This is a genomic window from Propioniciclava sp., from assembly GCF_029977985.1.
Lineage (GTDB): Bacteria > Actinomycetota > Actinomycetes > Propionibacteriales > Propionibacteriaceae > Propioniciclava.
Map to the genome: position 1 here is coordinate 1 of NZ_JARKOT010000260.1, position 9,454 is coordinate 9,454.

The window sequence follows — 9,454 nt, forward strand, 5'->3', positions numbered from 1 at the left end:
CGCTACCGCCTTGAGAGGGCGGCGTGCTAGGCCGCTACACAACGGGGCCAGTGCGCTTCTCAACGCTCGGGAGACCCTACCAGAGCCGCAGCGGCTGCCGGAAATCGCCTCCCAGCAGGGGTACTAGGACTCGAACCTAGACTGACGGAACCAGAATCCGGCGGGCTGCCAATTACCCCATACCCCTTCACATCCACCCGGGGGCGGATAGCCGGCCAAGGCTCGCCAGCGAGAGACAACTTTAGTGCACGCGACTGCCCCGGCTCAAACCGGACGCCCCCGGCGCCCTTTCCGCTTCGGCGTCCGGATCGGGACGGGGGTCAGTCGCTCCGGATTCCAGCGCCGGGCGAGGAGCCAGACGGCGAGCGTGAAGAGGGCGAAGCGGGCGACGTCCCAGGCGGCGATCTCCCACGTGACCTCGGTGGTCGCCTTGATCTGGGCCATCGAGCTCGTGAGTGCCGCGATGGTGAACGAGGCGATGTTGTTGACGACGTGAGCGGCGATGGCCGCCTCGAGGCCCCCCGTGCGCCACACGAGCCAGCCGGCGAGCAGGCCGAACGCGAAGCGGTCGGCGACGATCGCGGCGTTGCCCGAGGCATGGAAAGCGGTGAACAGTGCCGCCGACGTGACGATCCCGAACCACGGGGCTCGCACCATCGAGCCCAGCGACTGCAGGAGATAGCCGCGGAAGAAGTACTCCTCGGCGGCGGCCTGCAGCGGCGTCGTGAGCAGCATGACGAGCACGAACGCCCACCAGCCCTCCTGCGGGTTGAGGACCCACGCGGCGGCGTCGGCCCCGGCGAAGTGCTGGGCGGCCAGCGCGATGGCGAGGGTGATCACGGCGAGCCCGAACGTGGCTGCGAACCAGCGCCAGCGGATCCGTCCGAGCACCGAGGACAGGTGGCCCGGCCGCACGCGGTGGAGGAAGAGCGCCAAGCCGACGGCGATCGGGATCAGGACGGCGAGCCCGAGCTGGTAGGCGGCCAGCCCGAAGGGGATCTCGTAGGCGACGAGGGCGCGGTAGGTGCCGGCGAAGTCGCCGGGGCGACCCACCGCCAGCCAGTAGGCGCCCGCGAGGGCCTGGATGACCAGCGGCGCGGCGACGACGAAGCTCAGCAGACCGAGCGTCACACCGAGGAGGCTCTGGGGAACGGACGCCGACGGCGTCCGCATGAGGCCGGTGTAGTCGACGCCGGGCGGAACCTTCGCCGTCGCGGTGCGGGCGACGAGCGTGCTCATCCCTGGGCCGGGGTGACAGGGTTCGCGAGCGCGCCGATGCCCTCGATCTCGATGGTGACCGTGTCGCCCGGCTCGATGCGCCCGACGCCCTCGGGGGTACCGGTGAGGATGACGTCGCCCGGCAGGAGGGTCATGACGGAGGAGACGAAGGACACCAGGTCTGCGATACCGTGCACCATGTTCGCCGTCGTGGAGGACTGGCGTTCGATCGTCGCGCCGTCGCGGGTGACGGTGGCGCGGATGCCCAGGTCGGAAGCCTCCGCGACGCCGAGGTGCGTGACGATCCACGGGCCGAGTGGACAGAAGGTGTCGAAGCCCTTCGCGCGGCCCCACTGGCCGTCGGCGCTTTGCAGGTCGCGGGCGGAGACATCGTTCGCCGCGGTGTAGCCGAAGATGACCTCGCCGACGCGCTCGGCGGGGACGTCCTTGCAGATGCGGCCGATGACGATGGCGAGCTCGGCCTCGTGGTCGACGGCCTGCGTCTGCGTGGGGTACACGATGGGCTCGCCGGGGCCGATGACGGACGTGTTCGGCTTGAGGAACATCATGGGCGTCTCGGGGACGTCGTGAGCGAACTCGGCGGCGTGCGCGGCGTAGTTCCGCCCGATGGCGACGACCTTGCTGCGTGGGATCACCGGCGCCACGAGCCGGACGTCGTCGAGGAGGAACCGCTCGCCGGTGTACTGGACGGGCTGGACGAGCGGGTCGCCGTTGAGGACCGAGATCGTGTCGGGGTGTTCCCCGCGGTCCTCGGCGAGTTCGACCGTGCCGAAGCCGAGGGTGTCGTCGTGGACGAAGCGGGCGATACGCATGGGACCACCCTAATGGCGCCGGTTCACCGCCCCGTGGCCGCCACCATTCTGATATCGGCGGAGTGGAGGGGGGTGAATCGTGTCAGTGTGGCGTTTCAGGTGCATCGATTCCGGCGAGATCAGAATCACCCGGCGGGATGGGCACCTGCTCGGCGGGCGTGATCTGGTAGTCGGCCATGAAGTCGAACACGCCCCGCAGTTCCACCCGGGCCGGATCGCGGTAGTAGGGCTTCTGCGCGTCGGCGAACTCGGCCCACGTGCCGGCGAAGTCGAACGCCCAGGTGAACAGGTTCGCCGGCTCGTCGGCGACGGCGAAGAGGCAGTCGAAGCCGTACGCCGCCCGCACGGCCACGATCCGCCGCCAGAGCGACAAGAACGCCGCCCAGTCCCCCGTGATCGAATACCGCCGCATGATCGCCAGGCGCTCGGTGACGGCGTCCGTCACGATCTCGCCTCGCACCGGGCGTACGAGCACGTTGCGGAACACATGCGGCCGCAGGTGCTCCACGAGTGCCTGGTAGTCCGGGTCGGCCGCCAAGGACTCCTCCCCCGCGGCCGGGTCGTCGTGGGCGTACAGCCATGTCACCTTGGGCTCGGCGTGGGTCTCCACGAACGCCCGATGCCACGTGAACCCGTGCCGACGCCGCAGGGCCACCTCGTCCGGCCACGCGGCCCGCCAGACGTCGAGGTGGTGCGGTTTCACCGAGAAACGGTGGAGGACGAGCTGCTGCGGGGCGGCGTCCGGCATGCGTCCACCTTGGCACAACCGCCTGCCACACTGACCCCATGGACCTCAACGCCGACTCCGGCGAGGCGATCGGGGACGACGCCGCCATGATGGCGGTCGTCACGAGCGCCTCGGTGGCGTGCGGCTACCACGCCGGCGACGCCGACACCATGCGGGCCACCGTGGCCGCTGCCGCCGCGCACGAGGTCGCGGTGGGCGCGCACGTCTCCTACGCCGACCGGGCCCGCTTCGGGCGCGTCTTCATCGACTTGCCGCCCAGCCAACTGCACCGGGCCGTCCTCGATCAGTTCGCCGCGCTCGTCGCCGTCGCTGCGGAGTCGGGCGCCGAGGTCCGCTATTGCAAGCCGCACGGAGCGCTCTACAACGCCATCGTCCACCACGAGCAGCAGGCGGACGCCGTCGCCGCAGCCCTCGCGGAGGTGCTGCCCGAGCTGCCCGTGCTCTGCTTGCCCCACTCGGCGATCGAGCGCGCTGCGACCGCCCGCGGGCTCCGGCCGGTCATCGAGGCGTTCGCCGACCGCGCCTACGCCCCCGATGGCACCCTCGTTCCGCGCAGCCGGCCCGGCAGCGTCCTGACCGACGCCGCCGCCATCGCCGCCCGCGTCGTCCGCCTCGCGACCGACGGCGTCCTCGAGGCCGTCGACGGATCGCCGGTGCGGATCCCCGCCGAGAGCATCTGTGTCCACGGCGACACCCCAGGCGCCGTCGCGATCGCCCGCGCCGTGCGCGTGGCGCTCCAGGCGGCCGGCGTCGAGCTGGCACCCTTCGCATGAGGCTCCTCCCCGTCGGCGACCGCGCCTTCCTCGTCGAACTCCCCACCCTTGCGGCCGTCCTCGCCCTCCACCGTTCTCTCCGCGCGGCCCGGCCGCCCGGTGTCGTCGACCTCGTGCCCGCAGCGCGCACCCTGCTGGTCCGCGCCGTCGATCCGGACGCCGCAGGCGCCGCCCGCGCGCTGGTCGCTTCGCTGGGCTCGTTGGACGAGCTCTGGACGAGCTCGACCAACAGCAGCTCTGTCATCCCGATCGAGGTCGTGTACGACGGCGAAGACCTCGCGGACGTCGCCCGTCTGACGGGGCTGTCGACCGACGGCATCGTTGCGGCGCACACCGGCCAGCTGTGGACGGCCGCGTTCGGCGGGTTCGCGCCGGGGTTCACCTACTGCATCGGGGAGAACCACACCCTCGACGTGCCCCGCCGCGCCACGCCCCGCACGATGGTGCCCGCAGGGAGCGTTGGGCTCGCCGGGGAGTTCTCGGGGGTCTACCCGCGGGCCTCGCCGGGCGGGTGGCAGCTCATCGGCCGCTCCCCCGCCGTGCTGTGGGATGCCCGCCGCGACCCGCCGGCGCTCGTTGCCCCCGGCCAGCGGGTGCGTTACGTCGCGGTCCGCGACGCCGTGCATGTGACGCCGCCGCCACCCCCGCCGGCCCAGCGGGCGAGGCGCGGCCTCGGCGTCCGGGCCACAGGGCCGCAGGCTCTCCTCCAGGACGCCGGCCGCCCCGGCCACGCCCATCTCGGCGTCAGCGAGTCGGGAGCAGCGGACGCCGCGGCCGCGGCGCGCGCGAACGCCCTCGTCGGTAACGCCCCCGAAGCGGTCCTTATCGAGGCCCTCCTGGGCGGGCTCGCGCTGGAGGCCATCGGCGACCAGGTGCTCGCCGTGACCGGCGCCGACCCCACCCTGTTCGCCGCCGGAACCCACCCCACCGGCGAATACAATCCGCCGGTCGAGCGGCCATTCGTGCTGCCGGACGGCCACGTGCTCGTGCTCGGGGAGCCGGCGATCGGGCTCCGCAGCTACGTGGCGGTCCGCGGTGGCATCGAGGCGCCCCGCACGCTCGGCTCGGCGGCCACCGACCTGCTCTCCGGCGAGGGTCCTCCGCCGTTGCGACCCGGCGACGCGCTCGCCGTCGGCGACCGGGCCGCGGGAGCGCTCGGCAGCGCACCGGCGGCGTCCGGACCCCCCGGCGACGTGACCCTCAACCTGCGTCTGGGCCCGCGCGACGACTGGTTCACGTGGGACGCCGTCGCCGCGCTGTTCGCCCAGCGGTGGACCGTGACACCGGCGAGCAACCGGGTGGGCGTCCGGCTGGCGGGCGAGCCGCTCGCCCGCGCCCGCGAGGGCGAACTCGCGTCGGAGCCCACCGTGGCGGGCGCGGTTCAGGTGCCGGCGGACGGACTGCCGGTCGTGTTCGGCCGCGACCACCCGGTGACCGGCGGGTACCCCGTCATCGGCGTCGTGGACGCCGCAGGCCTGGACGCCCTCGCGCAGGTCAGGCCCGGGGGCACCGTGCGCTTCGTGCGCGCCGAGTGGGGGCGGCCTCCGCCTGCCATACTCGCAGCCATGAGCACCTTCGACGTCGTCGACCTGATTCGCACGAAGCGCGACGGGGGTGACCTGAGCGATGACGAGATCCGGTGGCTGATCGACGCCTACACCGACGGTGCCGTGGGCGACGAGCAGATGGCCGCGATGGCCATGGCGATCTTCTTCAACGGCCTGGACGCCCGCGAGCTGCCCACCTGGACCCAGGCCATGATCGACACCGGCGAACGGATGGACTTCAGCACGTTGTCCCGACCGACCGCCGACAAACACTCCACGGGCGGCGTCGGGGACAAGATCACGCTTCCGCTCGCGCCCCTCGTGGCTGCGTGCGGCGTGGCCGTCCCGCAGCTCTCGGGGCGGGGGCTCGGCCACACGGGCGGCACGCTCGACAAGCTCGAGGCGGTGCCGGGCTGGCGCGCCGCGCTCAGCAACGAGGAGATGATGCGTCAGCTCGAGGAGGTCGGCGCGGTGATCTGCGCGGCCGGCTCTGGGCTCGCCCCGGCGGACAAGAAGCTCTACGCGCTCCGGGACGTGACCGGGACCGTTGAGGCGATCCCGCTCATCGCGAGCTCGATCATGAGCAAGAAGATCGCCGAGGGCACCGGAGCGCTCGTGCTCGATGTGAAGACGGGTGCGGGCGCCTTCATGAAGACCTTCGACCGGTCGGTCGAGCTGGCCCGGACGATGGTCGACCTCGGGAAGGCCGCCGGCGTGAACACGGTGGCGCTGGTGACGAACATGGAGTCCCCGCTCGGCCGGTCGGCGGGCAACGCCGTCGAGGTCGCCGAGTCGGTGGAGGTGCTCGCCGGCGGCGGTCCCGCCGACGTCGTGGAACTCTCGCTGGCGCTGGCGCGCGAGATGCTGGCCGCCGCCGGGGTGGACACCGACCCGGCCGAGGCGCTGGCCTCAGGCAAGGCGATGGACACCTGGAAGGCCATGATCCGCGCCCAGGGCGGCGACCCGGACGCCCCCCTGCCGGCCCCGCGTGAGGTCGAGGTGGTGACGGCCCCCGCGTCCGGGGTGATCCAGTCGATGGACGCCTTCGCCGTCGGCATCGCCGCCTGGCGGCTCGGCGCGGGCCGGGCGCGGAAGGAAGACCCGGTCCAGGCCGCTGCGGGCGTGACGTGGGCCGCGGGCGTCGGCGACCCCGTCACTGCTGGCCAGCCCCTGTTCGCACTGCACACCGACACGCCGGAGCGGTTCGATCGGGCGAAGGAGGCCCTCGCGGACGCGGTCGTCATCGGTCCTGACGCCGCCGCAACCCCCCCGGTGGTGCTGGAGCGCATCGTCTGACCTGTCCGACCGGGCTGGGTAGGCTGGCGCGCATGAGCACGCGCGACTCCGGTTCGATCCGCATCGGCCACGCCGAGCGCGACCAAGCCGTGGAGACGTTGCGCGAGGCGGCGGCCGACGGGCGGCTCACCCTCGCCGAGTTGGACGGGCGCATCGAGGCAGCCCTCGAGGCGAAGACCCGCGACGACCTGCGCCCGCTGCTGGCCGACCTGTTGCCGCCGTCGGAGCTCGAGACGGCGGTGAACCCGTCGGTGGCCGCAGCGGTGCGGTCGGGCGAGCCGGGCTGGACGTGGCAGGAGCCCCTGGTGTTCCTGGCCCGCTGGGACGACGTCGTCCGGGCCGGGCCGTGGGAGGTGCCGCCCTTCATGGAGCTTCACCCCGTGGCGGCGAACGTGAAGCTCAACTTTGTGGACGCCCGCCTCTCGGCCGAAGTCATCGACGTCGTCGTGCAGGGGGGAGCGGGCGATGCGGTGTTCATCGTCCCGGACGGCTGGGGCGTCGATATGAGCAGGGTCACCAAGGGGATGGGCACGGTGAAGTCGTCCGTCGTGCCGCGCCCGTCGGGCCGCAACCCGCTGCTCGTCGTCCGCGGCAAGGGGTCGCTCGGCGACATCAAGGCGCGCCACCCGAACCGCTTCGACACCTGGCAGCGCCAGCGCCGCCTCGAGCGCGGCGGCGGCATCTTCGCGAAGAACTGACGCCCCGGCAGAGCCTCACTCCTCCGCGAGGAGGCGGGCGGTGTCCTGGCGGGCCAGCGCGACCGCCGGCAGGAGCGCCAACACCACCGACGCCGCCAGCGCGCCCGCGACGACGCCGGCAGCCACCGCCCACCCGGACGCCGGGACCGGACCGGCCAGAAGGGCCAGCCCCGCGACGCCCAACCCGGCCCCGACCACGCCGCCCACCAGGGCGATCACCAGCGCCTGGGTGGCTACGGACCAGCCGAGCATCGCGTCCCGCCACCCCGCGGCGCTCAGGGCGGCGTAGGAGCGGGCGTCCTCCCGGACGCCGAGGAACAGGATCAGCGACACGGCGACCGCCCCGAGCGCGGCGAGGAACGCGCCGGCGATGAGGTCGGGCGTCCGCACCTGGAACGACACCGCATCCCCCAGGACCGAGCCGACCACTGCCCCCTGGAAGGCCTGGACGATCCCCGCGAGCAACGTCAGCGCCGCCACGGGCAGCGCCACCGCGAGGGCGCCCAACGCCACCCGTCCGGGGCGGCGTCCGGCCTGGGCGAGACCCAACGTCGTGGCGCCGCCCACCCGCCAGCGCGCCGAACCGGCGCCCGCGAGCACGGGCCGCAGGGACTCGATCGGCCGCGTCCGCCCAGCCCGCAGCGCCGGCCCGAGACCGGCGAACAACGTCACCACGAGCGCGGCCGGCACCGCCACGAGCGGACGCCACCAACCGGCTTCGACCCCGAGGGCCGACGCGAGCCGCCAGGCCAACGCGGAGCCGAGCACCCCGGCGGCCAGCCCGATCACACCCAGTTCGAGCAGCACCGAGGCCGTCAACCGGCCCGACGACCACCCGAGTGACGCCAGCGTGCCGAGTTCGCGCTGCCGCGCCTGCACCGCCGCCGCCGCGGACACCCCCACCGTCAGCGCCGCCGACACGAGGATGAGCGTGAACAGCAGCAGGCTCTTCTGGTCGAGCGCGTCCGCGATCGCGAGGGCCACGCCCTTCTTGCTCCACATCTCGTCGAGGCTCAGGGCGGGCACACCCAGCTGGCTCGGCGGTAACGCGACCCGCTGGGGAACTTGCGACGAACCCGTCGTGATGTCGACCTCGAGCCCGGTCGCCTGTTGGATGCGCTCGGCGACCAGGCGGATCCGCTCGCGGCTGGCGGCATCCATGCCCGTGACCCCGGACACCCGGACGCGGACGGCGCTCACGGGCGCGGCGGACGCCACGTCACCCCCCGCCGAGGTGAACATCGGCAGCGCTGCGATGGGCACCAGGATCGACGGGGGCATCTGCGCGTAGCCGTACGGGTTGAGGTCGGGGCGCAGCGTGTCGGCGCCGAGGGCGTCTTGCGTGGCGTCGTCGGCGGCGTCGATCACGGCCGAGTGGTACTCCTCCAGCGGCACCCTGCCGAGCTCGCCGCCCTGCCGCAGCAGCGCCGGGTCGAAGTGCCCCACCACCTGCAGGCCCACGCCGCCCCAACAGCCATCCGCGCGGGTGGTGCACCCAGCCAGGTCGCCGGAGCGGCCTGCGCGTACCTGGGTCCCCCTGCGGTAGGAGGTGTCGAGGACCGTCAGGGGCGGGTACTCGGTCAGCGGCACCGAGGCGGGAACGGCAGGCACGGGCCGAAGGGGTTGCCCGGGCTCGAAGCCGACCCCGCTCAGCCGCGTCAGCCTGTCGAGCCAGACGAACCCCGACAGGTCACCGTCGGTTGCCGGTGCCGCCTCGCTGGGCGGCCGCATCGCCAACCAGCCGGCGTACACGTCGCCGCCCTCGAGCACCAGATGCGTCGACTCGACCGCCTCCCTGCGCGCCATGAGCTCCGGGTCGTATCCTCCTGGCGGGGATCGTGCAGGGCGAAGGCCGCCAGGTCGGCGTCGGACAACCGGTCGACGGTCATGACGGTGGTGTAGTCGGCGTCCTGGCCGCTGGCCAGCACGGCCGGCGCGTAGGGCGGGTGCGAGCCGGCGCCCGGCATGCTGTACTCCCCGGGCACGTACGTCGCTGGTGTCCACGTGTCGGCCGCCGTCAGGGCGCGACCGGCCGCGGTCGCGGCGTCCAACCCGACGAGTTTCGCCTCCTCGCCCGGATCGACCGCCGCGACCACATGGGGTAGGACACCATGACCGGCACGTGGGCCCGGCCACCGACGGCCAGTTCAGCGCTGTGCACATCGTTGCCCGAGGTCAACGAGTAGCAGGAAGGCATCCACTAGTGTCCCGCGTCTGAGGTTCGTTTACGGGCGTGGGGCAGGATTTCGTCGGCGGTCCTTGGTCCAGGTGAAGGGGTGGCAGCGGTCGTTCCAGCCGGTGATGAACGCTCGGATCGCTGCGATGAGTTGGGGGACGGAGT

The 9,454-nt window shown here is 72.9% G+C and carries 7 protein-coding genes, 1 tRNA gene and 2 pseudogenes; 4 read left to right on the forward strand and 6 right to left on the reverse strand.

Annotated elements, in window-relative coordinates; all coding sequences use genetic code 11:
- Positions 1-115 precede the first annotated feature (115 nt).
- The 4 genes from Q1K57_RS14065 to Q1K57_RS14080 form a co-directional block, all read right to left on the reverse strand.
- Positions 116-187, reverse strand: a tRNA-Gln gene (locus Q1K57_RS14065).
- A gap of 77 nt (positions 188-264) precedes the next feature.
- Positions 265-1,239 (reverse strand): type II CAAX endopeptidase family protein, encoded by a 975-nt coding sequence (locus Q1K57_RS14070; RefSeq protein WP_300083690.1) that lies wholly within the window; start codon positions 1,237-1,239, stop codon positions 265-267.
- Complete coding sequence (locus tag Q1K57_RS14075) at positions 1,236-2,051, reverse strand: fumarylacetoacetate hydrolase family protein (RefSeq protein ID WP_300083692.1); 816 nt, start codon at positions 2,049-2,051, stop codon at positions 1,236-1,238. The genes Q1K57_RS14070 and Q1K57_RS14075 overlap by 4 nt, the downstream gene beginning before the upstream one ends.
- 82 nt (positions 2,052-2,133) lie before the next feature.
- Positions 2,134-2,799, reverse strand: coding sequence for a hypothetical protein (locus Q1K57_RS14080; RefSeq protein WP_300083694.1), 666 nt, complete (start codon positions 2,797-2,799; stop codon positions 2,134-2,136).
- 38 nt (positions 2,800-2,837) lie between these two features.
- Here Q1K57_RS14080 and Q1K57_RS14085 point away from each other — a divergent pair, with 38 nt between their 5' ends.
- The 4 genes and pseudogenes from Q1K57_RS14085 (at position 2,838) to Q1K57_RS14100 (ending at position 7,113) form a co-directional block, all read left to right on the forward strand.
- Positions 2,838-3,572: a 5-oxoprolinase subunit PxpA gene (locus Q1K57_RS14085; RefSeq protein ID WP_300083695.1), complete on the forward strand. Its 735-nt coding sequence runs from the start codon at positions 2,838-2,840 to the stop codon at positions 3,570-3,572.
- Positions 3,569-5,083 (forward strand): annotated as a pseudogene (locus tag Q1K57_RS14090) (carboxyltransferase domain-containing protein); the annotation flags it as partial. The gene Q1K57_RS14085 and the pseudogene Q1K57_RS14090, both read left to right, overlap by 4 nt.
- A 54-nt stretch (positions 5,084-5,137) precedes the next feature.
- Positions 5,138-6,415 (forward strand): thymidine phosphorylase, encoded by a 1,278-nt coding sequence (locus Q1K57_RS14095; protein ID WP_300083701.1) that lies wholly within the window; start codon positions 5,138-5,140, stop codon positions 6,413-6,415.
- 32 nt (positions 6,416-6,447) lie between these two features.
- Complete coding sequence (locus tag Q1K57_RS14100) at positions 6,448-7,113, forward strand: DUF1707 domain-containing protein (RefSeq protein WP_300083697.1); 666 nt, start codon at positions 6,448-6,450, stop codon at positions 7,111-7,113.
- 15 nt (positions 7,114-7,128) lie between these two features.
- Here Q1K57_RS14100 and Q1K57_RS14105 read toward each other — a convergent pair whose 3' ends face one another.
- Positions 7,129-8,919 (reverse strand): ABC transporter permease, encoded by a 1,791-nt coding sequence (locus Q1K57_RS14105; protein ID WP_300083699.1) that lies wholly within the window; start codon positions 8,917-8,919, stop codon positions 7,129-7,131.
- Between the two features lie 394 nt (positions 8,920-9,313).
- Positions 9,314-9,454 (reverse strand): annotated as a pseudogene (locus tag Q1K57_RS14110) (IS630 family transposase); the annotation flags it as partial.

Coding starts and splice junctions, on each gene's coding strand:
- Q1K57_RS14070 (WP_300083690.1), bottom strand. CDS start 1,239: ATGAGCACGCTCGTCGCCCGCACCGCGACGGCGAAGGTTCCGCCCGGC.
- Q1K57_RS14075 (WP_300083692.1), bottom strand. CDS start 2,051: ATGCGTATCGCCCGCTTCGTCCACGACGACACCCTCGGCTTCGGCACG.
- Q1K57_RS14100 (WP_300083697.1), top strand. CDS start 6,448: ATGAGCACGCGCGACTCCGGTTCGATCCGCATCGGCCACGCCGAGCGC.
- Q1K57_RS14080 (WP_300083694.1), bottom strand. CDS start 2,799: ATGCCGGACGCCGCCCCGCAGCAGCTCGTCCTCCACCGTTTCTCGGTG.
- Q1K57_RS14105 (WP_300083699.1), bottom strand. CDS start 8,919: ATGGCGCGCAGGGAGGCGGTCGAGTCGACGCATCTGGTGCTCGAGGGC.
- Q1K57_RS14085 (WP_300083695.1), top strand. CDS start 2,838: ATGGACCTCAACGCCGACTCCGGCGAGGCGATCGGGGACGACGCCGCC.
- Q1K57_RS14095 (WP_300083701.1), top strand. CDS start 5,138: ATGAGCACCTTCGACGTCGTCGACCTGATTCGCACGAAGCGCGACGGG.